Raw genomic sequence first — 24,222 nt, forward strand, 5'->3', positions numbered from 1 at the left:
GTTCGGCGCGCGTGATCAGCAGAACGCGGTTCGACGGTTTCACCGCCGACCAGCCTCCCACCGGAGGAATTCACGCGCCTTCCCGCACTGGCCTGGCCGCCCTGACCGCGGTTGTCGTGCTCAGCCCGAGCGCGTCAGCCGACACGACGGACAGGAACACGAGTGGAGCATCAGCGGGCCGGTGGACGGTCTGATGGACCTCGGCCTCCACGAAGGCCAGGCGGCCGTCGACGCGCACCTGATGACCCTGGAGTCCGACGGCGGACTGCCGATGCCGCGCGCCCTGGCGGGGCAGGAAGAGCCGGTCCGTCTTGTGGACGACAGCACCTGAGAGGCGCATGCCTGGACGCGCGCGTGCCCGGGCCCGCCACGTAAGCGGCAGGCCCGGGCACACCCGGAAACCTTCAGCGGCGATCACGCCGGCCTGTCTCTCACGGGTCAGGAACTCGTCAGGATGACGAGCTGCTGCGTCGCCCGGGTCATCGCTACATAGCGGTCGACCGCTCCCTCGATGCCGTCGCCGAACTCCTCCGGATCGATGAGTACGACCAGATCGAATTCGAGGCCCTTCGACAGCTCCGGGGTCAGGGACCGGACGCGTGACGTCGCCCGGAACGTGGGGTCGCCGATGACGCAGGCGATCCCGTCGTCGTGCGCGGCGAGCCAGGTTTCGAGGATCGGATCCAGGTCCGTAACCGGCCCGTGGACGACGGGGACGCCACTGCTGCGGATGGATGTCGGCACGTTGGCGTCGGGGAGCTCGGCCCGGATGACCGGCTCGGCTTCCGTCATGACCTCTTCCGGCGTGCGGTAGTTGATGCTCAGGGAGGCTGGCTTGATCCGGTCGAGCCCGGCCCGCTCCAGGCGCTCCTCCCACGACTCCGTGAACCCGTGCCTCGCCTGAGCACGGTCCCCGACGATGGTGAAACTCCGCGACGGACAGCGAAGCAGCAGCATCTGCCACTCCGCGTCGGTCAGTTCCTGCGCCTCGTCCACGACGATGTGTGCGAACGGTCCCGCGAGCCGGTCCGGGTCGGCCGTGGGCAGCGCGCTCTCGTCGATCAGGCTGTCCTGGAGGTCCTTCCCACGCAGCATCCGCACCGCGCCCTCGCTGTCGTCGCCGGCCGAATTGAAGTCGGCTGCCGAGATGATGTCGTCGATGACGAGGGCCATGCGCTCGCGCTCGGCGGCGACGGCGGCGTGGTGCTGCCGCTTGCGCCGCGCCGCCTCCGGGTCACCGAGGCGCTGCCGAGCCGCGTCAAGGAGCGGCAGGTCGGACACCGTCCAGGCCTGGGGTGCGTCCTTGCGCTGCAGCCTCGCCACGTCGTCGCGGTCGAGCCAGGGGGCACACATCCGCAGGTAGGCGGGGACAGTCCAGAGGTCGGAGACGAGGTCGGCGGCCTCGAGCAGTGGCCACGCGCTGTTGAGGGCCGCGACCAGATCCCTGTCCTGCCGCAGCGAACGCAGGAACAGATCGGGCGAGACGCCGTCCTCGTCCTCGTCCATACCCTGCTTGTCCATGAGGATCGTGGCCAGTTCCTCCCAGACCTGCTCCCGCGCCTCGTTGTGCGCGGCGCCCGGACCCGGAGCTTTGAACGCTTCGGCCCAGTCGTCGGCGCTCACCCAGATGTCGGACCAGGCAGTCGTGGCGGTCATGCCCTTGGTGGGCGGCTCCTCGTAGAACCTGACGGCCGTCTCGATCGCCTGCACCATGTCCGCCGAGGACTTCAGGCGGGCCACGTCCGGGTCGGTCTCGTCCTCCGCCGTCGCGCCCTCGGCGACGAGGTCCGGCAGGATGCAGGTCTGCACGCCCTCCTCTCCGAGGCTCGGCAGGACATCGGCCACGTAGTCCAGGTAGGGCCGGTGCGGACCGACGAACAGCACACCGCCCCGACGGTGGCTGAGGCGCGGGTCGGAGTAGAGGAGGTACGCGGAACGGTGCAGGGCGACGACGGTCTTGCCCGTGCCGGGCCCGCCGTCGACGACGAGCGCTCCGCGTGAACCGGCGCGGATGATGGCGTCCTGGTCGGCCTGGATGGTGCCGAGGACGTCACGCATACGGGCCGAACGGTTGCTGCCCAGGCTGGCGATGAACGCGGACTGGTCGTCGAGCGCGGCGCGCTGTTCCAGGCCGGCGGCGGTGAACACCTCGTCCCAGTAGTCGCTGATCCGGCCGCCGGTCCAGCGGTACCGGCGGCGGCTCGCCAGGCCCATCGGGTTGGCGTGCGTCGCCGCGAAGAACGGCTCGGCGGCGGGGGAGCGCCAGTCGACAAGCAGTCGGCGGCCCTCGCTGTCGGTGAGGCCGAGCCGCCCGATGTACAGGGGCTCGCCGTCGTCCGCGCCGACGACACGGCCCAGGCACAGGTCCAGGCCGAAGCGGCGCAGGGCGCGCAGGCGGCCGGTCAGCCGGTGGATCTCCGAGTCCCGGTCCATCGCCTCGCGGCCGATGCCGCCGGGGGCCTTGCGCAGCACGTCGAGACGGTTCGAGAGCTCGGTGATCGTCTGGTCCAGGCTGCTCGCGATTGCCGCGAAGTGCTGCTCATCGCCGGAGATCAGCGTCGCGTCGGCCTTGGAGGAAAGACGCTCGGCAAGGTCGAACGCACTGGTGGTCGTGGAGGTCAATGTCATCAGCTCCGATCCGAGGTCACGCTTGCGAAGTACGACGCGGCGCCCACCGGCACCTCGGCGCCGAGCGCCCGCTCCGGCGCGACGCCACCGCACGACCCATGAACCGACAACAGCAAGTGCACTTCGTTGATCTCCCATTTCCGCAGGGTTCGGGCCTCGGCCAGCGATTGTGCGGCAAGGTGGGGGCCTTGCCGCAAGCCCCCCAGTGCGCTATAAGTTAAGAGTGGCAAGGAGTGAGAAGTCCTCCTTGCCTTTCTTGCTCTCTGGGGACGGGCACCACTTGCTCTCTCGGACGAGCACATCCTTCAAGCGGCGGCGACGCGCTACGCAACGCTCCCACGAGACCGGCCGAAGCTCACCACAGGGGCTCGCGTGCATAGTCGGTCAGGTCCAACCGGCTTGGAACGAGCTCGACTTGATGGATGATCAGGCATAAGGGTGTTCCGGGGACGCGTGCGGTCCTGCGTCCCGCTCCTGCTCCTGCTCCTGGCGGATCCCGCGCCGAAGATTGCCGGACATCGGCAGTGCGGCACAACCCACCGTGCATGCATGCTGGTGCCCGTCGGCTGAAACGGGGGGCGTCAGTGGAAGCGAGTACAACCAGCAGCGTGGCGCGTGCGCGCGTGGGATCGGGACTGGCGGTGGCTGTTCTTCTGCTGCCCCTCGCCGGCTACGGACTGGCCCGGACCGGGGCAGTCCCCGAAGGCACACCGATCGGGCTTGCCCTGGTGTGCGTGATCATTGGCTGCGTCCTCCTCACCGAACTGTGCGAGGAACGAGCCCCGTTCCGGCACTCGTCGTCGCACCTGACCGCGCACACCCTGACCGGCGAACGGTCCGTCGACCTGAACCGGATCGCCACCGTCCGCCTGCTCACGACCTTTTCGTACGGCGGCGCGCACCGCACCCTGGTGGTGTGCGACGTCCATGGTGTGCGCCTGGGCATCACGACGAAGAGATCCCGCGGGAAGCTTCGCCGAGCGATCGAGAAGGCTGACGCGAACGCCGCGCGAGGAGTCCCCCGACCCCGGGTGAGCCGTGCGGCACGGGCATACCTGGGCCTTGCCCCGGGACGAGGGCTCGTCGTCCACACGACTCTCGCCTTTCTGCTCACGACGGTATCCGGGTGCCTGTACGTGGTCGGCGCGCTCCGACTCGGCGGGTCGTGAGTTCGCCCTTCCGCCCCGACGGCTCAGCGGTTACTGCGGTGGACGAGAACGGCAGGTTCTTCACCCGCGCCCTCGCCCCGGCGCGGCTGATCCGGGGCCTCCGCGCCGGGTCGGGCCCTCTTACGGAACAGGAATGGAAGGCTCACATCCCTGACGTTCCCTACCGCCGGCCGTGCTGATGCGGCGACCGCCCGCGCCTGGTTGTCCGTCAGCGGCGTTGCGAGTCGAATCGCCACAGGACGTGGACGACGCGCATCACTGCCAGCACGCCGCCGACCACAGTCCCCGTAGCCACCAATGAGCGCTCGACAGAGGGAGGGAGGTGCCAGACGAAGGCGGGGCCGGCGATCGTCGCGAAGACGATGCCTCCGAGGAAGCACGCGCTGAACAGCGCATAGCCGATCTCGACGGTGATCTCATCCCGCTCGGCCTGGCTGCGCCGCGGTCTTGTCCCCATGAGGGCAGCATCGCAGCCGATCCGCCATCCGGCCACGTAAGTGCACGCCCGTAGAGGGACTCTGGGAGGACTTCGCCGTCGGCCCGTGGGTGCGAAGGCGGCCCGGGCGGGCCTGGTCAGGTCGGCTCCGGCGCCACGACGCCATGGCCGACCGCCAACCATGCCCTGGGACCATGCCTACGCCGTGCCGGGAAGCCGGACCGTGACGAGGAGACCGCCGGCGGGGCGGGGGACGAGGTCGAGGGTCCCGTCGTGGGCGCGGACGATGCTGTGGACGATGGCCAGGCCGAGCCCGACGCCGGCGTGCTCGTCGGTGCGTACGCGTTCCGTTCCGCGCTGGAAGGGTTCGGTGAGGGTCGGTACCAGTTCCGGTGGGAGCCGACGGCCGGTGTTCTCGACCCGCAGCACGCTCGTGTCGCCGTGCGTCTCGGTGTGGACGGTCACGGTGCCGCAGGCGGGGAGGTTGTGGACGATGGCGTTCTGGACGAGGTTCGTCACCATCCGCAGCAGGAGCTCCGCGGAGCCGCTGGTCCGGGCCGCCCCGCCGGTGACGTCGAGCGTGATGCGGCGCTGTTCGGCGAGGGGGAGCAGCGTTTCGGCGGCTTCTTCGGCGATGAGGGAGAGGTCGACGCTCTCGCGGATGAAGTTTCCGCGGTCGCCACGGCTGAGCAGCAGGAGGGCCTCGGTGAGGTCGATCGCCCGCGTATTGACGGCGTGCAGGCGTTCGATGAGTTCGTCCCGGTCCCGCGTGGGGTCCTTGCGGGCGACGTCGAGGAGGGTGCGCGAGATCGCCAGCGGGGTGCGCAGTTCGTGGGAGGCGTTCGCGGCGAACCTCTGCTGCTCGGCGACGTGGGACTCGAGTTGTCGGAGCATCGAGTCGAACGCGTCGGAGAGTTCACGGAATTCGTCCTGCCGGCCCTTCATGTGGATCCGGTGGGACAGCGACCCGCTCCCGGCCATCCGTGCCGCATCCGTGATCTGTGTGAGCGGCGCGAGCATCCGGCCGGCGAGGATCCATCCCCCTACGAGGCCGAACACGAGCAGGAAGACCATGGCCACGGCCGCGGCGGGGGCGAAGGTGTGCACCAGGAGGTAGCGGTTGGGCGAGATCCCGAGAAGGCCCTTGGGGTTGTCAGGTACGTAGCGCAGCAGGAACACCCACACCACGGCCAGCAGGAGAGCGCCGGCGACGGCGAGGAATCCGGCGTAGCTGAGGGTGAGTTTCAGTCGGGCGCTGAGCCCTGGGCGCCTATCCATGCGGCGTACCGTCGGGGGCGGTGGTGTCCGGACCGGTGGCGATCCGGTAGCCGACGCCGGGCACCGTGGCGATGACCCATGGTTCGCCGAGCCGTTTGCGCAGCGCCGAGACGGTGATGCGCACGGCGTTGGTGAGGGGGTCGGCGTTCTCGTCCCACGCCCGTTCAAGGAGTTCTTCGGCGCTGACGACCCCGCCCTCGGCGGCGACGAGGACTTCAAGGACGGCGAACTGTTTGCGGGTGAGCGCCACGTAGCGTGCGTCGCGGAAGACCTCCCGGCGGAAGGGGTCGAGCCGCAGGCCCGCGATCTCGTGGACCGGAGGCCGGGCGTACGCGCGTCTGCGGTCGAGCGCCCTCAGCCGCAGGACGAGCTCCCGCAGCTCGAACGGCTTGGTGAGGTAGTCGTCGGCGCCGAGCCCGAACCCGGAAGCCTTGTCGTCGATCCGGTCGGCGGCGGTGAGCATGAGGATCGGGATGCCGCTGCCGGAGGCGACGATGCGCCGGGCCACCTCGTCGCCGGAGGGGCCGGGGATGTCGCGGTCGAGGACCGCGAGGTCGTAGGAGTTGACGCTGAGGAGTTCCAGGGCGGAGTCGCCGTCGCCGGCGATGTCGGAGGCGATCGCCTCAAGGCGCAGACCGTCACGGACGGCTTCGGCCAGGTAGGGCTCGTCCTCCACGATCAGTACGCGCATGTGCGAAGCCTAGGCAGCAGAACATATCGCCGACGTATGCAACGGCGTCTGCAAGGCCGTGTGCGGAGAAGTGTGCACGCCGGACACGCGACTCAGCCTGTCGGTGCCGGCGCGGGGCGAGGCCGGTCCGACGGCGCTTGCGCCGCAGTGCGCCACCAGGGGCGCGTCGCCAGCGCGGCCAGTGCGGCGCCGGCGGCGTTGACCAGTACATCGTCCACGGAGGACACCCGGTCAAGGCGCAGGACGTACTGTGCGGTTTCGACCAGGACCGAGCAGCCCGCCCCGAGCGCCAGGATCCGCGGCACGGACGCCAGCGCCGCGAACCGCATCGGGGCGAAGAACCCCAGCGACGCGAAGACCAGCAGGTTGCCGACGATCCCGAGCGTCCCCATCGTGACCAGGTCCCGCAGCGGTACCAGGCTCACCCGGGCGGGGACGATGCCGGCTCCGGCGCCCGGCATCATGGTCAGCCACAGGAACGGCACCGTCCCGTGGACCATGCCCACCTCGGCCAGCGACATCCGCCACGCCGATGTGACGCCGGCGGCACGTCGACGGAGCGCCAGAGCCCACACCACCAGCGCGGCCAACGGCAGCGCGACCAACGTCATGAGCACCACGCCGTTGAACGTGTCGAAGCAGCCGTGCCACCGCCCGGCCATGCACCTCGGAGCGGACATCATGAGCGGCCCGCGCACAACGAACGCGCCGCTCGCCAAGACGACGATCGCCAGGCCGAGGAACACGATCCTGCGTGTGCGGCCGGGCGGTGCCGGCAGGGATGCGTCGTGGTTCATGGCCCCCATTGGAGAGGGAGGGCCGTTGCGGTGGCGTATGCGATTTTCGATACGCCCGCGATACACGGAACCCCCGGCACCTAGGAACTGGCGCAAGCCGGCAGTGAGATGGCCCCGCCGCGGGTGATCGCGCCGGCGCGTCGGTCACGCTCGATCGAGTGTCCCCTCCTTCTCCTCGGCCGTGTTCACGGCATGCCGGGTGGAGCGGACGGCAGTCCAACTGGCCAGTAGTGCGAGCGCGGTGAGTCCGCCCTCAGTTCGTGGCCGCTGACGCTTCAACGCCTGACGCAGTACGGCCAGGTGCGGTCTCGTCCTCGTGTTGCCCGGGGCATGTGTCCCACGTGGCGAGGTCCACCACCTGGCCGTCCGGGAACAGGGCGCAGGTGCGGTCCTCGGCGACGAAGACGCTGGACGGTTCGGCGCCCAGTACCGACGCGGCGACGAACGCGCCGACGATGCGCGGGAAGTCGCACACCGCACCGATCCGGAACAGGGACTGTGAGTCCGTCGTGACCTCGTCGCTTCCGGCGCGCAGGATGATCCGCTGGTCGGGGGCGACGGCCCGGGCCGCGACCGCGACAGCCATGTTCGCCAGACTGTCCGAGCCGACCGCGGCAAGACCGCGGGCCCGCAGGACGGAGAGGCGTTCGAGCAGGAAGCGGTCACCGCCCCGGCCGAGGACGACGGGAATGTTCAGGGAGCGGGCCAGGGGGAGGCACGCTGCCTGGGGGTTGCGCTCGACGGCGACGACCTTGATGCCGAGGTCCTTCAGCCGCGCGGACAGCCGCAGGCCCACCTGCCCGAGGCCGACGACGATGACGTGGCCGCGGCGCGGGATGGACCGGGCGCCCAGGATGCTCGTCATGCGGTGCCCGGTGAACCGGTCGACGACGCTCGCGGTGAAGATGGCCGCCAGCACCAGGACGGCGAGCATCGAGACGGCGGACAGGACCTTGTACCAGCCGGGTCCGTGCTCGGCCGCCGGCGAGGAGCCGATCGTGGTGAGCGCGCGGGCGGCGTTCCACACGGAGTCGGTCCAGTGCTCGTGCAGGACGAGGACGCCGAGCGCGATGTCCACCGAGAAGACCACCGACAGGGCGGCCAGACTTGCGATGAGCGCCTTCGCGGACGTCCCGAGGGAGCGCAGCCACGCAGGGAAGGACGCGCGGGGGTGAACATGTGCGTGGGCCGCGAGGGCACGTCCGTTCAGATGCTCGACGGACGTGGTCCCGTCCTCCCGCCGGACCGCGATGACGCCCCCGCCGTCGGGCTGGAGCATGGCGTAGCTCGGGGCGAGGCATTCGGCCAGGAGGCTGGGCACGATGGCATCGGTCATGCTCAGGACGGTGCAGTTGGGGACCGTACGGGAGACCTCGTCGGCGACCGTGCGGTCGAAGAGGGTCACGACCAACCGGATGCCCGGCTTGAGATGTTCGGCCAGCAAGGCATAGCGCAGGGCGACGATGTCATCACGGGAGACGACAGCGACGGCGTCGACGGACTGCTCCAGGTGCTCGCGCAGCGTGTCGTCGTCGGGCCGCGGCAGGCGGTGCACCGTGCCGTACCAGCGGCCGATGTGAGCCGCTGCGGAGCGCCCCAGGGCCTCGTCGTCCTCGATGATCACAATGCGCTGACCCGAGGCGGGTATGTGGGGAGGTGCCTCATCCTGAAATGTCTGCGGGTTCAAACCGTCGGCCTTTCTGCACGGGTGGGGGCTGCTCTGAGCCGCCTTGTGATCAGTGCGCCCGGCATGCCTGGTCGAGGCTCGGTGCGGGGGCTTCGGCGCGGGCCGGTCCGGCCGACACGTCTGTCTCGTACGCCGTGTCCGATGAGTGAGGCACGGCCGGGAGGAGCCGAAGACGTGTTCTTTGTACCAGGGTGCCGACGGTTTGTATCAGGCTCCATGGGGGCGTCGGACCCCCGGCCTGTCCGACATTGTGTACAAGAGGGCGAAGTCCCCTGTGCGGTATGGGAGTCACTGTTGCCCGCGACGGTGACCTCCTGGCGACGAGGCCGGAAACGCGGAGCGGTGGTTTCCGGCGCGGTGGTGCTCCCCAACCGTTCCGAGGTCGAGAGGCCCGTGGCTTAACCACCCTTGAGGCGATCCTCAAGCCTGCCTTAAGGATCAGTGATCGGCCTCTGACCTGGCTTTTTTCGCCCCTCTCGACCCCTACTGTGGCCGCGTGACGACCGAGGCCGCCAACGAATCCGAACTCTCCAGGTACCCCGCCCTGAACGCATATCTGCGCCACGTCGAGGGTCCGGGCGCGGAGTGCCCGCCCATACCCCCGCGGCCCACCCGCCGCCCCCGCATCGGCCGTCCCGCCGCTCCCCTCCGCATCTCGCCGGGCGCCCTGCGTGCAGGCATCGTCATGGGCGGCATCGGCGTCAGCGCCCTCTGGGCCGTACAGGCCGAACCGTCGGCACGGCTCGACGTGCTCTTCGCGACCGGCGCACACCTCACCGGACTGCTCGCCGGATACGGCATTCTCGTCATGCTCTTCCTCATGGCGCGCATCCCCGCGGTCGAGCACGGAGTCGGCGCCGACCGCCTCGCCCGCCGTCACGCCGCCGGTGGACGTCACGTCCTGGTGCTGTGCGCGGCCCATCTGGTCCTCGCCGTGTGCGGATACGCCACCCACGCCGGCACCGACGTCGTCTCCACCGTCGTGGACCTCCTCGGATACCCGGCCGTCGCGGCCGCGTTCGCCGGTACGGCCCTGCTCGTCGCCGTCGGTGTGAGCAGCGCTCGTGCGGTACGCCGCCGGGTCACCCACGAGACGTGGCGGGCCCTGCATCTGCTGACCTATCTGGGCGCTGCGCTGGGCTTCGTGCATCAACTCGCGGGCCCGGACGTGGCAAGCGGCGTCGTCACGCGGTGGCTCTGGGCCCTCCTGCACACGACCGTCGCCGTACTGCTCGTCTGGTATCGGCTGGTCGTGCCCGTCCACCAGGCGCTGCGGCACAGCCTGCGCGTGGTCGCGGTCCATGGCGAGGGGCCCGGCGTGTTCTCCGTCGTCATGCAGGGCATCGGGCTCGACGGACTGCGGGCCGAGCCCGGCCAGTTCTTCCGCTGGCGATTCCTCAGGGGAGGGCTCTGGCACACGTCGCTCCCGTTCTCCCTCTCGGCGCCGGTGCGCGGCGATGAACTGCGTATCACCGTCAAGGCACTCGGCCGGCACACGCGCCGCGTCCGCAGGCTCGCGCCGGGCACGCGCGTCCTGGCCACAGGGCCCTTCGGCGCGCTCACCGCACACCGCCGCACACGGCGCAAGGTGCTGCTCCTGGCGGGCGGCGTCGGCATCACGCCCCTGCGGGCCCTGTTCGAGACGCTGCCCGGAGCGCCGGGCGACCTCACCCTCCTCTACCGCGCGGGCACGGCCGAACAACTCGTCCTGAGCGGGGAGTTGGAGGCCATCGCCCGCAGCAGGCAGGCGGCCCTGCACTATCTGCTCGGCCCGTCGGACGCCTCGTTCGACCCGCTCGCACCGCAGGCCCTACGCAATCTCGTACCCGAACTCGCCGAGCACGACGTGTACGTGTGCGGGCCGCCCGGCATGACGGCCGCGGCCACCGCGGCGCTGGTGCGGGCCGGGGTGCCCGAAGACCACATCCACGCAGAGTGCTTCACGTTCTGACCCGGCGCAGATGCCGTACACCACTGACAGAGAGACCCCCATGGGACGCCACCGCAAGCCCGCAGGCCCCACGCCGCTCCCCACCCTCACGGCCCGGCGCCGTCTCGCCGCCGGGCTCGCGGGGGCCAGCGCCCTCGTCGCCACGTTCCTCGTCATCGCCGTCGACCCGGCGGCCCCGCCCGCCCCCGACCGGACCACGGCGACGGCGCCGTAGCCGCATGACCGGGGGAGGGAGGGAATCAGCTCACCTGCCGATACCTCTCACTGATCGCGGTGCGCAACGCCGGGGCCGAGGCGCCGAGTGCCGACAGTACTGAGGGCACGAGGCCGGTGGCCGTGGTGATGACGCTGAGGCTGAGGTGTTCGAGGCCGATGTGACTGTCGTGCCGGGCCTGTGCCTCGCGGACCGTGTTCGCGAGGCTCTCCTTGGCGCGAGGGGAGAACCGGATGTGCCCGCCGGAGCGAGCGCCGGCGGCTTGGTACAGGCCGGTGGGAGCGGGGGCCTGTGCCGTGCGGGCGGGGTGTCGGGCGGCGCGCCTCCGGCGCCAGTGGCGGGCGAGGCCCGTGGGCACCACGCGACGCGGGCCGCGCCTCGGCGAGCGAGGTCCGTGGTGGACGGCACTGTCGGCGCGCGCGAGGGCTTCCGGCCCGAAGGACTCCTCGATCCTGGCGCGTACGGCGTCGATGTCGATGCCCACGGACGCGAGCGCGTCCCGGTTGAGGGTGCCGAACAGGTGGGACGCGCCCCCGAGTCCGACCAGACGGACGATCTCCTCCTCCACGCCCTCCGGCGTCACGCCGTGCTCACGCAGTACGGCGCCCGCGGGCTGATCGGTGGAGGCGAGGGCGAGCAGGAGATGTTCGGGGCCGATGTAGTTGTGGCCGAGCCGGCGGGCGTGTTCCTGGGTGTGGACCACCACGGTGCGGGTGTCCGGTGTGAAGCGTTCGAACATCATCGACTCCCTATCAGGCGGCCGTACTTGCGGTGCACGGTCTGCTTGGTGACGCCGAGCCGCTCCGCGATGTCCTGCCAGGACCATCCCAGCTTCCGTGCGTTCTCGACCTGGAGGATCTCCAGGCGTTCGGTGAGTTCTCGTAGGGCGGCCACCGCGCGGAGCCCGGTGTCCGGGTCGCTGCTGGCGGCGCCCTCGGCGATTTCGAGTGTGCTCTCCATAGCCGTCAGCATATGCTGACGGCTGAGCGGGTGTCAACATATGCTGACGCGATCCCGGGGTTCGAGAATCGATCGGAGCACCAGATCAGGCCGGGATACCGCAGGCCTTCCTAGCATCGGCATGTGGAACACCCCGCAGCGGAACAGACGACCGCCCGCCCGCCGCGGCCTACCGCAACCTGGCTGTGGCCACCATCGGGTTCGCTCTCACGTTCTGGGCCTGGGCCCTCATCGCGCCGCTCGGCAGCGACTTCGGGGAACGCCTGAACCTGAGCTCGTTCAACCAGTCGTTCCTCGTCGCGGTGCCAGTCATCGTGGGCTCCCTCGGCCGCGTTCCCGTCGGCGCGCTGACCGACCGCTACGGCGCCAAGCTGATGTTCCCGCTGATCCTTGGTGGGGCGCGGGGTTCCTGTGCCTGTCCTTCCTGGTGGTCCTGGGGCTGTGGCTGCTCGACCCGAAGGATCGCTGAACTCCCGGCCGGACGGCGTCACTTACGTCCGGCAGATCCGACCCGAACTCCAGCGGACCGGCGCCGTCCACGACCCCAGGTAGCGCAGTACGGCCAGCACGCGCCGGTTCGCGTCCTCCGACGCGGGCAGGCCCAACTTGCCGAAGATGGCCGCGACGTGTTTCTCGACCGTGCCCGCCGACACCACCAGCGCCTGCGCGATCGCGGCGTTCGTCCTGCCCTCGGCCATCAGCGCCAGAACATCCCGCTCGCGTGCCGTCAGCGACTCCAGGTCGCCTCCACGGCGGCTCGCTCCGGCCAACTGCGTGACTACTTCCGCGTCGAGAGCGGTGCCGCCGGCGGCGACGCGGGACAGGGCGTCGGTGAACTCGGCGACGTTCGCGACGCGGTCCTTGAGGAGGTAGCCGACCCCGGCTGAGCCCGCGGCGAGCAGCCTGGTCGCGTACTTGGTCTCGATGTACTGGGAGAACAGCAGCACGCCCGTGCCCGGGTGCTCGCGCCGGATGTCGATCGCGGCTCGCAGGCCCTCGTCGGTGTGTGTCGGCGGCATCCGGATGTCGACGACGGTGACGTCGGGCCGGTGCTCGGCGACGGCGGCGATGAGGGCGTCGGCGTCGGGCACGGCCGCGCACACTTCGTGGCCACGCTCGATGAGCATCTGGGCAAGCAACTCCCGCAACACGGCGGCATCTTCGGCGATCACGATGCGCATGGGGGCATGCTCTCACGGGTTCGAGCGGGGGAGGGCGGGGGCAGATGCGCTGCGCGCGGGCCGTCCGCCGTGTCCCTCAGCGCATTGCTTGCGGTGTCACTCATGCGTGGAGCGGCAGTTCCACCGTCACCGCGGTCGGCCCGCCGCTCGGGCTCGACACGGCAAGGCGTCCGTCCACCGTCCGGACCCGCTGCTGAAGGCCCGTCAACCCGCTTCCAGCGCCGAGTGCAGCCCCGCCGCGTCCGTCGTCAGTGACCCGCAGCCGCAGGACGCCGTCCTCCTGTGCGACCCACAACACCGCTCGGCGCGCGTCGCTGTGCTTGATGACGTTGGTGAGGAGCTCCGCCGCGCAGAAGTACGCGATCGTCTCGATGGCGGGCGTGGGCCGCTGCGGCACGTGCACCGAGAGCTCCACCGGCACGGTGCTCCGCGCGGCCAGCGTCGACAGCGCGTCGGGCAGGCCGTCGTCCAGGGCCGGGGGATGGATGCCGCGTGCCAGGTCACGCAACTCGGCGAGGGCCTCGGTGGCGTTGCGGTGCGCGGTGTCCACGAGTTGCCGTACACGCGCCGGGTCGGCGATCGGTTCGCCCTCCGGGCCGAGCCGCTCCTTCGCCATGTCGAGGCTCATGGCCAGCGCGACGAGCCGGACCTGCGCCCCGTCGTGCAGATCGCGCTCCAGGCGGCGCAGCAGCGCAGCCGAGTCGTCGACGGCGAGAGCGCGACTCTCCTCCAGACTCCTGACGCGTTCGGCGAGTTGGCCCGGACCGAGCAGCGCCCGGACGAGCCAGCGGTCCACGGCGACGACGCCGCGAGTGAACCAGGGCGCCGCCAGCAGCGTCACCGCGCCGATCGCCGCAGCCACGAAGGTCCCGGCGAAACTCGTGCTGTGCGGGGCGCCACCGCCGAAGGGGATCGGCGTGATCGTCGGCATACCCGCCTCGCCCGCCGCGGGGCGCTGGTGGAACGCGGCCCAGCGCAGTGGCGCGGAGAGATTGAGGAGGGCGGTCAGCCACCAGCCGACGGCGTACAGGCCGAAGGCGGCGACGGGCAGCTTCACCAGGACGTATGCCACCGAACGCCACCCCGCCGCATCGCGCAGGCGAGCGTCCAGCCGCGCGAACGCCTTGCCCGTCGGTCGCAGCCGCGGCGGTGCCTGCACCCGCTCGCCCAGCAACCCCTGGGCGAGCCGGCGATGCACGGCGGCGCAGCCGCGCGCGAGGCCGACCGCCCCGACCACCAGCGCGAGGCCGAGGACGGCGCCGACGAGGGAGGCGGTGAGACCGGTGCCGAGGGCGAGCAGGACGAGGAGGAGAACGGCCCCGACGACGGCCAGGGGGAAGCCGACCAGGCAGTACGTGGCCTCGGCCCAGGCACGGGCCGTGAACGGAGCACGCAGGACGGCGCCCGGGGATACCTGACGTGAGGGCTCGGCCCGCGCGCCATTCGGTGGCCGGTCCCCGGCTGACTCGTGCATGGCTCAAGTCTCCTGTACGTACACACCTGTTGTAGGTATCCGTCGTCCGCCGTGAGGCGATCAGGCGTCCCGGCGCGTCAGCAGCCAGCCGCCCGCGCCGAGCGCCGCCACCACGTACAGGCACAGCATCCCGAAGCCGACCCACGGTGAGAGCACGTCGGCCACCGGCTTGGAGACGGCGAGCGAGTTCCCAGCGATCATGGTCGGGAAGTACTTTGCCACCGCGACCCCGGTGAGCCCGGACAGTGCCGCGGGCAGCACGTACAGCAGCCCGACCAGGGCCCCGACGGCCGCGGCCGTGTGCCGGACGACGGCGCCCAGCGAGATGCCGAGCAGCCCGACCATGGCGAGATACGCGCCCGAAAGGACCACCGCGCGCAGCACACCCGGATCGCCGAGGGCGGGCACCGGCACTCCTTCTCCGAGCGCGAGCCGCCCGGCGAAGAACGTCGCGAACGCGACCACTTCACCGACGGCCGACGTCACCGCGCCGAAGACGCCCGCCTTGGCGGCGAGCAGCAGCGGCCGGTTGGGGATCGCGGCGAGCGTGGAGTGAATCGCGCCGGAGGAGTACTCGCCGGTGACCACGAGCACGCCGAGTACGCCGACGACGAGCTGGCCGAGGGCGATCCCGGCGAGCACGTTGTTCACCGGGTCGAACGTGTCGGCCTTGTCCGGGCTGGGGGTATGGGTGTTGGCCATGGTCACACATGCCGAGCGAGAAACCGCCCGCGCGCTTGTTCGCCACGTCGGCGAGACCGACGGTGTCCAGGACGACGCGGACCCGGGCGCGGGGAATGCCGTTGGCGGCGGCCAGCGCGGCCAGGTGGTTCGCCGCGCTGCGGCCCGGGTGGTACGTACGGGCCTCAAGCAGTGCGCCGACCTCGCGCAACGGCCAGCGCAGCTCCTCGTACGGCGTGCAGTGGATACGGGCGGTGCCCGCGTCCGGGCGGTCCAGGCCCGTGATCATGCGCATGGTGGTGGACTTCCCGGACCCGTTCGGGCCGAGGAAACCGGTCACCGCGCCCGGGCGGACCTCGAAGCCGAGGCCGTCCACGGCCACGGTGGGGCCGTAACGTTTGGTGAGACCGCGGACCTCGATCATGGCTGTTCCCAGGTGGCTACGTTCATGCCCCCGACGCTAGGCGCGCCCGCGCCGCCCTGGAACGAGGCTGACCTCCGTCTTGAGCTGGGGGGTTTCCCCCAGGGAGCGGTGCCCCGTGCGGTAGGGGCGTCAGCCTCCCGCGTCAGCCTCCCCCGTCCGCGCGGCTCAGAAGGATCAGTGTGCGCTCGAGGAGCTTGTCCACGTTCTGAATGCCCAGCTGAAGGTTCCGCTGGTGGACGAAGACGGTGAGGTCGAGGGCGACCTGGGCGAAGCAGTAGGCCAGCACACCGGGTCCGGCCACTTGCTCGCCGGCGTCGCGGAGCATCTCAAGTGCCTCGGGAGTGAAGTCGTGGGCGCTCAGAAGCGTCGCGTAGTCGAAGACTCTGGTTCCGCTGCCCAGTGCCTCGATGTCGATGACGCCACTGACGCGGTCCGCGTCGAACAGGATGTTGCCGGGCCGGAAGTCGCCGTGGACAAGGTCCTCGGTGGGCAAGGTGACGGGGCCGTGAGCGGCGAGAAGCCGCTCGCAGGCGTGGACGAGGTCCCGTCCGGTCGCACCGGTCTCCGCCGTCTGCCGCCAGAGGTCCTCACCCGCCATGCGCGTGGTCACGAACTCCGACCAGCATCGCTGCGGGTCGGGGTCGAGACCGGCGTGCATCTCCAGGACGCCGATCAGCAACCGGGCCTCGCTCGCGGTCACTTGCTGTCTCGTCCGACCAGGTGCGAGTTCCTGGATCTGGTATCCGAAGCCGTCTGTGCTGGTGCCTACGGCGAGCCAGGCGGGGGTCGGATATCCGGCAGCGCGGATCTTGGCGACGCCCGCGGCAGCCCGTTCGATCTGAGGGGCCCAGGAGAGATCCGGGCTCCACTTCAGCACGGCTTGTCGGCCGGTGTCATCGGTGATGATCCAGGCTCCTGACTGGACTCCGTCGTCGAACCGGTGAAGCAGCTGGAACTGCTCGTCATGCGCGTGGTTGGCCTCGCGCAGGACCGCCCGGGCGGTGCGGGTGTCAGCTTCGTCAGACGTGGTGTTCCGGGGCACGGGGCCCTCCTGGGCAAGCCGAATGTCGAACGTGCGCAAGGGACACTACGAGGGGCGGTCCCCGAAGCGCACCTCGTTTACCGGCTGTGGATGCCGCCGGCCGCCCTCAGCGCGGTGACCGCGGATGTGGCGTCTTCGGCGTAGAAGCGGAAGGTGTGGGCTTCGGCGGGCTTGCCCAGGGCACGTACGTACCGAACCGGTTCGGTGAGTTCGACGGTGATGGTCGTCTGGCCGCCGACGGCCAGGTCGGCGACGCCGTTCTCATCCACGGCGGCCAGCCTGCTCGTAGGGAACTTACGGTCCTGGCGGACGGAGGCTATGCGGTCGGCCGGGATGCGGATGTCCAGCAGTGCGCCGTAGCGCAGGTGCAGGGAGCCGTCGGATCCGATCACGTGCGGGCGCACTACGCACGAGGCGTGCAGGGCGATGACGAAGTAGCAGCCCCAGACGTCGAGTACGAGCGTGACGGCGTGCACCAGCGGCCAGGGGACGAGGAACGCGAGGGCGACGGTCTCGACGACACTGACGAAGAAGAAGCCGTACATGAAAGACGTCTGCCCCGGGGCGTAGGGGACGGGCACGGCGCCGTCGCCCACGCCGTGCGGGCCGCGGCGGGCGACCCAGCGCACGAAGCTGGTGGAGAGGGAGATCTCGTGCGCGGTCAGCTTGCGCACAGGCGCCGGTACGGTGTCGGCGACCGCGGCGAGGAAGGCACCGCGGTGATCGAGACCGGTGCGGTGGTGTCGGCGGTGGTCGAGGCCGAGCAGGACGGCCGACGCTGTCATGAGTGCGAGCGCGGCAAGCTCCACTGCCGATCGGGCGGCCGGGGGCGGCCGCACCCCGCTTGTCAGGCACAGGACGAGCGCGAGCTCGCCGGGTACGAGTGCGGCGAAGGACCAGCGCACGGCCCTTCTCAGCGCCTTCACCGGGCACGCTCCTGAAGGAGTTCGATGGCGCGGCGCACCGCCGCGGCCTGGGCTGGGGCGAAGTCCGAGAAGAGGGCGTCCGCGAAACCGCCGTCCTCACCCACATCGCCGTCCGCAGGGATGTTCATCGCCCGAACAGCCGCCTCCGGGATGCTGTCGACGATGGCGCGGGCCGCCGCCTCCACGCGCACGTCGTCCTCGGTGGCCTCGGCCAGCTCGTCCAGCTGGGCGTAGACCTCGTAGGCGCGCCGCATGGCGTCCGAGTCGGCGTTGAGGGTGTGCATCAGCGCATCGAGCCAGCCGCGGTCGCCGCCCGGCGAACCGGTCTCCAGCAGGGCGAGCAGTTCCCGTTCCTTGGCGGCCATCGCGGGCTCGGGGCCGGGCAGCCGTGCGGAGGCGCGGGCCATGTCGGCGAAGAGCGCGGTCAGTTCGGGCGACACGGGGGCCTCGGCGGGCAGCTGTCCGGTGTGCTCGGCCTGTCCGAGCAGCAGCCGCAGACGGGCGCGACGTCGGCGGATGGCCTCCTCCTGGCGGGCCAGGTCGGCGTCCAGCTCGGTCAGGATCTCGACGAGATCCTTGCCCACATCGTCCGCCAGCACGTCCTTGACCTCGTCGAGGCTCAGGCCCAGCTCGGTCAGCCGACGGATACGCGCCAGCTCTACGGCGTCGCGCAAGGAGTACTCGCGGTACCCGTTGGGCTGCCGGGGAGGCTCGGGCAGGAGCCCGATGCGGTGGTAGTGCCGCACGGCACGGGTGGTGATGCCGGCCATGCCGGCGAGCTCTCCGATTCGCATGGCACCAGTAGAAACGTTGACGTTGCGACAAGGTCAAGCGGCTCGGTGCACGGGTGGTGGCGTCATCCGTATGGGCGGCTGGGTCCTTGAGGGAGTAGGTGACTGGGCGGCTGGGCCGAACTGAGGGCGCTCGTCGGGATGTTGGTCCCGGAGACGGATCCCGGTTCCCCGGCCCACCGGACGCAGGACCCACGGCAGAGGCATACTCACCAGATGGCGAACCGTTGGGTCGGAGTGACCGTGGACTGCGTCGACGTCGAGCGGGTGTCAGCGTTCTGGAGCGTGCTGCTGGACCGCCCACCGGGGCCGTCCGAGCCCGGCTGGGTCTATCTCGGTCATCGCGACGACCCGCAGCCGCGCCTGGTCTTCCAGCCCGTGGCCGAGCCGAGGGCCGGAAAGGTGCGCCTGCACCTGGACGTCTCGGTCGACGACATCGATCAGGGCATCGCCCAAGTCATAGGCCTTGGCGGCCGGTTCACCGGCGAGCGGCACGACTACGACGAGGGCGTGGTCGTCGTGATGGCCGACCCCGAGGGGCACGAGTTCTGCCTGTCCCAGTACTACTAGCTTTCCGTATCGAGCTGGTGGTCGGCCCACACGTAGGTTTCGGGCAGCAGGTCGGCGACGGGGACGGTGCGGAGGTGGTCGCCCGCACCGACGATGACCTTGAGGTCCGGGAAGTAGTCGAGGAGGACCTGGCGGCACCGGCCGCACGGGGGGACGACTCCGCGGTCGCGGTCGCCCACGGCGACGATCGTGTCCAGCTCGTAGGCGCCCTGGCCGGCTGCCGCGCCGATGACGACCAGCTCGGCACAGGGGCCTCCGGTGAAGTGGTAGGCGTTCACCGCGGTGACGATCCGGCCGTCCCGGTCGCGGGCCGCGGCCGCCATGGTGTGGTTGTCGCCCCGGCAGCGGGTGCGCGCGACATGGGCCGCGGCCTCGATGAGTTCGTGGTCGACGTGATCGGTCTGCGTGGTCATCTGCTCTGCCCTCGTGAGGTGTTGGCCCATTGTGCCGTCAGCGAGTGGGTCGGGAGTCGGTCGGGACCGCCGGTTGCCTGGTTCGTCGTCATGCGGTGTGCCGCGGCGGAACGGCCTTGCTCGCGGTAGAGGGCCAGTGCGGTGGTCCAGGCCTTGCGGGCACGAGCGTCCTCGCCGCGTTCGGCGTGGATGTCTCCGAGCTTGGACCAGGTGTCGGCTTCTCGGTTGGCGTTGCCGATGGACTGGAAGTGCGTGAGGGCCTCACCGTAGGAGTGGAGGGCGCGTTCGGCTCTTCCGGTGTGCCGAGCGATGTAGCCCAGGGTGTCCCAGGTGGCGGCCTGGCCCTCACCGTCACCGTGGTGTTGCAGCAGGGGCAGGGCTTGAAGGCAGTGATCCTCGCCTTCGGCGTACCGGCCGAGGCGGGCGAGGGCCCACCCTGTTCCGTTCAGGATGTTGGACTCGCCTACCTGGTTGCCGAGTTGCCGGTATCCGTCGAGCGCCTCGGCGAAATGCGGGAGGGCACTCTCGTAGGCGTTGAGCCGGACATGAACCTCGGCCAGAGCATGGTGGGTTCGCGTGAGTCCCGACGTATCGCCTTGTTCGCTGAAGTGGGACCGGGCGTCCGCCAAGTGGGGCAGCGCTTCCTCGTGACGTCCCGCCTGGGCCAGGGCCACCGCCAGGCGCTGGTGGGTGTGAGCGGCGAGAGACGGGTCGTCGAGCGCGGCGGCCGCATCCAGGACGGACTGCCAGGCCTGGATGCTTTCCGTGAAGAGACCGCGCCGCCAGCGGAACGTGTGCAGCGACCAAGTCAGGCGACAGACAGCGGATTTGAGGCGGTGGCGTCGCGCCGTCGCGGCGATCTCCTGCAGAGCGGCGTACTCGGTGTCGAACCAGGCGAGCGCGCTGTCGGCGTCCTCGAACGTCTGCGGTGCGGTGTGTGGTGGGTCGGTGGGCAGTGGGTCTTCGGCGGTGCGATGGGGGTCGAGTACGCGGTTCGCGGCATGTGCGGTCCGGACGTAGAAGTCGACCAGCCGGTACGTGAGTTGATCGTGCAGGTCACGGGGCAGATCGGCGGCCTGTTCCTCGGCGTACAGCCTGACGAGGTCGTGCATGCGATGGCGCCCGGGGTTGTGCTGCCTGACGAGGAACGCTTCCTGGAGGACGCGCAGTGCCTGCCGTGTCCGTGCCGGAGTGCGGTCGACGAGATGGGTGAGCGCCGGAAGTGCGATGTCCTGGTGCGGGGCGAGACCCATCAGGCAGAAGACACGTGCCGCCTCCGGATCCAGGGCCTGGTGCGAAGACGTGAACAGCGCCCGCAGGTTGGTGGAGACGTCACCGGCGTCCAGCACGTCGAGGCGCGTACCAGGGTCGCGCAGCTCCTGGGCCAGGTGGTCGAGCGCGGCCGTGGGCAGGCTGACGGCGTGCGCGGCCGCGATGTCGATGGCCAGCGGAAGCCCGGCACATGAGCGGACGATGTCCTGCATCGCGGGTTCGGCCGCGGCCGGGGTGCTGCCCACGCGCCGGGCGAAGTGGAGTGAGGACTCCGAGTCCGTGAGCACGCCGAGGGCGACGGAGCCGGCGCCGCTGCGGACCTTGAGACTGCTCAGCCTGTTCCTGCTGGTGACCAGCGTCAGGCAGCCGGGGGAGCCGGGCAGCAGGGGCAGCACCTGAGAGCTGTCCCTGGCATTGTCAAGGTCGCCACATGACCCGTAGGACAGTCTGGAGGCAGAGGGGCGTACGGCCGGGGAAGAGCGGGCGCGCGAAGCGTGCTGTTGTACGTCAGGGGGGCTCGGCGGTCTGACCGGGGCCGGGGGCACCGCCGGAGTCGTGCCCGGCCCTCCGCCCACGGGGGTGGCGGGGAGCCGGGCTGCTGGTGATGTGACCAGTTGAAGCGACAGCGAGCAGCATCGACCAGTTGAAGTAACGGCTGAAGTCAGAGCTTGAAAGCCAGAGCTTGAAGTCCTCGACGCCCAGTACGCCGAGTCCGTCGACCTGACCTCGTACAACTCGTTCACTCTGAACCGGTAGAACACCCGCTGCGGCCGCCGGCGTGCGAGGAGGCGCGGTGAGCGACGGCTCCAGGACTTCGTGCCGTCAGTCGGACACGATGCGGAGGATTGCCGTGCCGTTCTCACCGGTGAGCGCCTGGATCACCACCGCATCGGGCTGAGGGCTCGGCCGGGCGGCGTCACCCTGACCACCGCAGGAGTTGCCGCCGCCGTTGCTGCGGAGGACCGTGATGCAACTTTGGCCCGGGCCGGTCGCGCCGCCGTTGGACTGGCTGTTGCCCGACTTGATCGTGTACTCCACCTTGTTCGGGCCGACCTCGGTGACGGACAGGGTTGCCGAACCGGCCGGGCCTTTGAAGCGGAACGTCACCGGCTTGGATACCGCGATCTCGCAGTTGCCGTCCGCGCAGGCGCCGACATCACGCCCGTCCGCCGCCGACACGGACGGCTGCGCGGACGAGGGCCGCGGGGACGGGGCCTTCGAGGAAGGGGCTTTCGAGGTCTGACGACTGGGTGAAGACTCATGTTCGGCTTTGTCCGTGCTGCCGCAGCCACCCACCGTCAACGCGACCAGCGCGGCGAGCATGACGCCCGCTGCCCGCCGACGCTGCGAATGCCCTGGCAGCAGCCTCCGTGCCGATTCAGTCGCGGCCATGATGTCCCCTGTGTTCCAGCCTGCACGGTTCGGTGTTCGGCAGCCAGTCTTCCCCCTTGCCACCGCCGCCATGCGGTAGCGGGCCGGAGCGGCCACCCGCCGTCACTCGAATGCCAGCCGGAACACCGCCCCGCCCCCCTGCGCCTGCTCCGCCGTGAGTTCCGCGCCGTGGGCCCGGGCGATCTGGCGGGCCATGGCCAGGCCGAGGCCTGAGCCGGGCAGGGCGCGGGCCGTTTCCGCGCGGTAGAAGCGGTCGAAGACGTACGGCAGGTCCTCGGCCGTGATGCCGGGACCGTGGTCGCGGACCGTCAGTTCGAGGCGCTCACCCGACCCCGACCCCGACCCCGACCGCCGGGACGAGGTGAGTTCCACCTCCACCGGCAGCCCCTCCGGGCTGAACTTCGCCGCGTTGTCCAGCAAGTTCGTCAGCAGCCGGGTCAGCCGGGCAGGAACCCCCGGCCGTACGGTCTCGGCAGCATCCGGGGCGACCTGCAGGGTGAAGGGGGTGGCGGGCCAGTGTGCGCGGGCCGCACCCACCGCGTGTTCGGCAAGCGCCGCGATCCGTACCTCTTCGAGGAGCGGCGTGGGTTCCTCGTCCCTGGCCAGTTCGATCAAGTCGTTCACCAGTCCCGTCACTTCGCGCAGCTGCCGTGCCAGCGCCCCCGCCGCCCGGTCGCGCTGGGCGTCGGTCAACCGGTCGGCGCGGGCGAGGAGTTCCGCGTTCGTGCGCAGCGCGGTGAGCGGTGTGCGCAGCTCGTGCGACGCGTCCGCGACGAGCCGTCGTTGGGCCGTCACAGACTGCTCCAGCTCACCCAGCATCGTGTTGAAGCTCGTGGCGAGGCGGGTCACCTCGTCCTCACGCCCCGGCGGGCCCGGCGGCAGTTCGATGCGGTGGCGCGGGTCGCGGGTCGACGCGATGCGTTCCGCGGTCGCGGTCAGCCGGGCCACCGGCGCGAGACCGGTCCTGGACACCCAGTAGCCGAGCCCGGCCGCCAGGAGAACGCCCGCAGCGCCGATCACGGCCAGCAGCCCGGCAGCCTGACGCACCCCCTTCTCGACGCTGTCCGAACGGAGCGCGACCTGAAGGGCCTTGTCCTCTCCGAGGCGGGTCGTCAGCATCCGCATGGGCTTGCCGGAGAGCGTGATGTTGCTGAAGTAGGGGGCGCGATCGCCGGTGGCCACTTCGCGCACCGGCGCCGAGACGGGCAGGAGATAGGGGCGGGGAGGGTCCTCGGCCGGGAGGCCCGGCACGATCTGCGCGCACGCCGGCGCCGACAGGAACCGGCACTCGCCCGCCACGACCTGCGGTCCGCCGTCCCGGTTCTCCTGGATCACCCGCGTCGCCGACTGCGTCAGATTCAGGTCGAGCTGGTGGAACATCTCGTACCGGATCACGAAGAACGCCGCCGTGCACACCCCGACGGCGACCAGCGCCACCGCCGCCGAGGCCGCCAGGGCGAGTCGGGTGCGCAGCGGCCGCTGCCTTCGCCAGCGGCGCCCGAGCCTGCGGACTCCGCTCATGCCACGTCCAGCCGGTAGCCGATGCCGTGGACCGTGTGCACGAGGCGCGTCTCGCCGCCCGCCTCCAGCTTCCGGCGGAGGTAACCAACGTATACCGCAAGGGAGTTGGAGTCAGGACCGAAGTCGCGGCCCCATACGAGCTCCAGGATCAGCTCGCGCGGCAGGACCTGTCCCGGGTGGCGCATCAGCAGTTCGAGGAGCGCGGCCTCGGTACGGCTGAACTCCAGCGGGCGCCCGCCTCGCCGTCCCGTACGGGTGTTAGGGTCGAGGACCAGATCCGCGTACGCCAGCCCGCCCTCCGTAGGGGTCGGCGCGGCCCGCCGCAGCAGCGCCCGTACACGCGCCACCAGTTCGTCGAGCGCGAACGGTTTCACCAGATAGTCGTCGGCGCCCGCGTCCAGGCCGTCGACGCGCTCGCTCACCGAGTCGAGCGCCGTGAGGACGAGTACGGGCGTACGGTCGCCCATCGCCCGCAGCTGACGGCACACCCCGAGCCCGTCCAGGACCGGCATCATCACGTCGAGGACGAGCGCGTCGGGCTGCCAGGACGACACCGCCGAGAGCGCTTCGAGGCCGTCGCGCGCGCCGCGCACCTCGTATCCCTCGACGGTCAGTCCGTCCTCGACGGCCGCCCGCACTTCCGGCTCGTCATCGACTACGAGGATCTTGGTCATGCCGTAAAGAGTGCCAAACGGGACTCTTAGAACCCTCTTAAACCGCTCCA

At 70.6% G+C, this 24,222-nt stretch carries 24 protein-coding genes and 2 pseudogenes; 6 read left to right on the forward strand and 20 right to left on the reverse strand.

Annotation, left to right across the window (positions count from 1 at the left end):
- Positions 1–181 precede the first annotated feature (181 nt).
- Entirely contained in the window at positions 182–331 is a 150-nt protein-coding gene (locus OG698_RS43220; protein WP_406109622.1) for a hypothetical protein, read from the forward strand.
- Between the two features lie 107 nt (positions 332–438).
- Here OG698_RS43220 and helR read toward each other — a convergent pair whose 3' ends face one another.
- Entirely contained in the window at positions 439–2,622 is a 2,184-nt protein-coding gene (gene helR, locus OG698_RS43225; RefSeq protein ID WP_406111609.1) for an RNA polymerase recycling motor ATPase HelR, read from the reverse strand.
- Between the two features lie 647 nt (positions 2,623–3,269).
- Here helR and OG698_RS43230 point away from each other — a divergent pair.
- Positions 3,270–3,797, forward strand: a complete 528-nt coding sequence (locus tag OG698_RS43230) for a hypothetical protein (RefSeq protein WP_406109623.1) — start codon at positions 3,270–3,272, stop codon at positions 3,795–3,797.
- Between the two features lie 208 nt (positions 3,798–4,005).
- Here the strand turns inward: OG698_RS43230 and OG698_RS43235 are convergent, their stop codons facing one another.
- From OG698_RS43235 to OG698_RS43255, 5 genes are all read right to left on the reverse strand, one after another.
- Positions 4,006–4,254, reverse strand: a complete 249-nt coding sequence (locus OG698_RS43235; protein WP_406109624.1) for a DUF6332 family protein — start codon at positions 4,252–4,254, stop codon at positions 4,006–4,008.
- A gap of 177 nt (positions 4,255–4,431) precedes the next feature.
- Positions 4,432–5,511 (reverse strand): sensor histidine kinase, encoded by a 1,080-nt coding sequence (locus tag OG698_RS43240; protein ID WP_406109625.1) that lies wholly within the window; start codon positions 5,509–5,511, stop codon positions 4,432–4,434.
- The gene (locus OG698_RS43245) at positions 5,504–6,202 is read right to left on the reverse strand and encodes a response regulator transcription factor (RefSeq protein ID WP_406109626.1); all 699 of its coding nucleotides are present in this window, start codon (positions 6,200–6,202) and stop codon (positions 5,504–5,506) included. Before OG698_RS43245 ends, OG698_RS43240 begins: the two co-directional genes overlap by 8 nt.
- Before the next feature lie 92 nt (positions 6,203–6,294).
- Entirely contained in the window at positions 6,295–6,999 is a 705-nt protein-coding gene (locus OG698_RS43250) for a VanZ family protein (RefSeq protein WP_406109627.1), read from the reverse strand.
- A 253-nt stretch (positions 7,000–7,252) separates the two neighbouring features.
- On the reverse strand, positions 7,253–8,623 hold the full coding sequence (locus OG698_RS43255) for an NAD-binding protein (RefSeq protein ID WP_406109628.1): 1,371 nt from the start codon (positions 8,621–8,623) through the stop codon (positions 7,253–7,255).
- 559 nt (positions 8,624–9,182) lie between these two features.
- Between OG698_RS43255 and OG698_RS43260 the strand changes: the two genes are divergently transcribed.
- Entirely contained in the window at positions 9,183–10,637 is a 1,455-nt protein-coding gene (locus OG698_RS43260; RefSeq protein WP_406109629.1) for a ferric reductase-like transmembrane domain-containing protein, read from the forward strand.
- Between the two features lie 40 nt (positions 10,638–10,677).
- Entirely contained in the window at positions 10,678–10,851 is a 174-nt protein-coding gene (locus OG698_RS43265; RefSeq protein ID WP_356275474.1) for a hypothetical protein, read from the forward strand.
- Between the two features lie 25 nt (positions 10,852–10,876).
- On the opposite strand, the gene OG698_RS43270 is transcribed toward OG698_RS43265, so the two are convergent.
- A complete protein-coding gene (locus tag OG698_RS43270; RefSeq protein ID WP_406109630.1) occupies positions 10,877–11,593 on the reverse strand; it encodes a Clp protease N-terminal domain-containing protein in 717 nt (238 codons plus the stop codon).
- Positions 11,590–11,811, reverse strand: a complete 222-nt coding sequence (locus OG698_RS43275; protein WP_100594665.1) for a helix-turn-helix domain-containing protein — start codon at positions 11,809–11,811, stop codon at positions 11,590–11,592. Before OG698_RS43275 ends, OG698_RS43270 begins: the two co-directional genes overlap by 4 nt.
- 95 nt (positions 11,812–11,906) lie before the next feature.
- On the opposite strand from OG698_RS43275, the pseudogene OG698_RS43280 reads away from it, so the two are divergent.
- Positions 11,907–12,200: pseudogene (locus OG698_RS43280) on the forward strand (hypothetical protein); the annotation flags it as partial.
- Positions 12,201–12,302: 102 nt separating this feature from the next.
- Here OG698_RS43280 and OG698_RS43285 read toward each other — a convergent pair.
- The 7 genes and pseudogenes from OG698_RS43285 to OG698_RS43315 all read right to left on the reverse strand — a co-directional run bounded on the left by OG698_RS43285 (position 12,303) and on the right by OG698_RS43315 (position 18,333).
- Complete coding sequence (locus tag OG698_RS43285) at positions 12,303–12,992, reverse strand: response regulator transcription factor (protein ID WP_406109631.1); 690 nt, start codon at positions 12,990–12,992, stop codon at positions 12,303–12,305.
- Positions 12,993–13,092: 100 nt separating this feature from the next.
- Positions 13,093–14,466: a sensor histidine kinase gene (locus OG698_RS43290; protein WP_406109632.1), complete on the reverse strand. Its 1,374-nt coding sequence runs from the start codon at positions 14,464–14,466 to the stop codon at positions 13,093–13,095.
- Between the two features lie 60 nt (positions 14,467–14,526).
- Positions 14,527–15,168 (reverse strand): ABC transporter permease, encoded by a 642-nt coding sequence (locus tag OG698_RS43295; RefSeq protein WP_406109633.1) that lies wholly within the window; start codon positions 15,166–15,168, stop codon positions 14,527–14,529.
- 7 nt (positions 15,169–15,175) lie between these two features.
- Positions 15,176–15,571: pseudogene (locus tag OG698_RS43300) on the reverse strand (ATP-binding cassette domain-containing protein); the annotation flags it as partial.
- 142 nt (positions 15,572–15,713) lie between these two features.
- Entirely contained in the window at positions 15,714–16,613 is a 900-nt protein-coding gene (locus tag OG698_RS43305; RefSeq protein WP_406109634.1) for a phosphotransferase family protein, read from the reverse strand.
- Between the two features lie 77 nt (positions 16,614–16,690).
- Positions 16,691–17,539, reverse strand: coding sequence for a hypothetical protein (locus OG698_RS43310; protein ID WP_406109635.1), 849 nt, complete (start codon positions 17,537–17,539; stop codon positions 16,691–16,693).
- Positions 17,536–18,333, reverse strand: a complete 798-nt coding sequence (locus OG698_RS43315) for a MerR family transcriptional regulator (RefSeq protein ID WP_406109636.1) — start codon at positions 18,331–18,333, stop codon at positions 17,536–17,538. Before OG698_RS43315 ends, OG698_RS43310 begins: the two co-directional genes overlap by 4 nt.
- A 213-nt stretch (positions 18,334–18,546) precedes the next feature.
- On the opposite strand from OG698_RS43315, the gene OG698_RS43320 reads away from it, so the two are divergent.
- Complete coding sequence (locus OG698_RS43320; RefSeq protein WP_406109637.1) at positions 18,547–18,900, forward strand: VOC family protein; 354 nt, start codon at positions 18,547–18,549, stop codon at positions 18,898–18,900.
- Here the strand turns inward: OG698_RS43320 and OG698_RS43325 are convergent.
- From OG698_RS43325 to OG698_RS43345, 5 genes are all read right to left on the reverse strand, one after another.
- Positions 18,897–19,313 carry a cytidine deaminase gene (locus OG698_RS43325; protein ID WP_406109638.1) on the reverse strand — a complete coding sequence of 139 codons (417 nt, stop codon included), beginning with the start codon at positions 19,311–19,313 and terminating at the stop codon, positions 18,897–18,899. The genes OG698_RS43320 and OG698_RS43325 overlap by 4 nt on opposite strands.
- Entirely contained in the window at positions 19,310–20,980 is a 1,671-nt protein-coding gene (locus OG698_RS43330; RefSeq protein WP_406109639.1) for a tetratricopeptide repeat protein, read from the reverse strand. Before OG698_RS43330 ends, OG698_RS43325 begins: the two co-directional genes overlap by 4 nt.
- A 427-nt stretch (positions 20,981–21,407) precedes the next feature.
- Entirely contained in the window at positions 21,408–21,908 is a 501-nt protein-coding gene (locus tag OG698_RS43335; RefSeq protein WP_406109640.1) for a hypothetical protein, read from the reverse strand.
- A 171-nt stretch (positions 21,909–22,079) separates the two neighbouring features.
- On the reverse strand, positions 22,080–23,498 hold the full coding sequence (locus OG698_RS43340) for an ATP-binding protein (protein WP_406109641.1): 1,419 nt from the start codon (positions 23,496–23,498) through the stop codon (positions 22,080–22,082).
- A complete protein-coding gene (locus tag OG698_RS43345) occupies positions 23,495–24,172 on the reverse strand; it encodes a response regulator transcription factor (RefSeq protein WP_406109642.1) in 678 nt (225 codons plus the stop codon). Before OG698_RS43345 ends, OG698_RS43340 begins: the two co-directional genes overlap by 4 nt.
- Positions 24,173–24,222 lie beyond the last annotated feature (50 nt).

This window comes from Streptomyces sp. NBC_01003 (genome assembly GCF_045162695.1).
Lineage (GTDB): Bacteria > Actinomycetota > Actinomycetes > Streptomycetales > Streptomycetaceae > Streptomyces.